Raw genomic sequence first — 565 nt, 5'->3', positions numbered from 1 at the left:
AAAACTGTACGATGGCCATGACTGGAAATGGTTTGCTGTGCGGCTGAAACATACGGATATGGAATATTTAAGAAAACACTGGTCGGGCAAAAAAGCTTCGGCGCCAACGCTGGAGAAAAAGCACGACAAATATTTTCTGCGTTTTACGTATGCGGAAGAGGTAGCTTTAAACCGGACACCCGTCAAAGAACAAACGATCTGCAGTGTGGATCTCGGCATCAATACGGATGCAGTCTGTACCATCATGCGTCCAGACGGAACTATCCTGGGGAGAAAGTTTATTAACTTTCCCAGTGACAAAGACCGGATGTACCGTGTGCTGGGACGGATCCGAAGATTTCAGCGGGAACATGGATCGCGTCAGGTGCAGGGAAGATGGGCATATGCAAAACGTCTGAATACAGAACTTGGTAAAAAGATTGCCAGGGAAATCGTTTTCTATGCATCAGAAAATAGGGCAGATGTGATTGTTTTCGAATATCTGGAAATGAAAGGAAAACTTTCCGGGAAGAAAAAGCAGAAACTGCAGATGTGGAGAAAACGTGATATCCAGAAACGGTGCGGA

1 pseudogene is annotated in these 565 nt (G+C 45.5%); it reads left to right on the top strand.

Annotated elements, in window-relative coordinates:
• Window positions 1-565 (top strand): annotated as a pseudogene (locus DXA93_RS18850) (IS200/IS605 family accessory protein TnpB-related protein); the annotation flags it as partial.

It is taken from the genome of Blautia sp. OF09-25XD, assembly GCF_003482095.1.
Taxonomy (GTDB): domain Bacteria; phylum Bacillota; class Clostridia; order Lachnospirales; family Lachnospiraceae; genus Fusicatenibacter; species Fusicatenibacter saccharivorans.
Note: the sequence above shows the minus strand (reverse complement) of the source record. Positions and strands in the feature narration are given on the sequence as shown.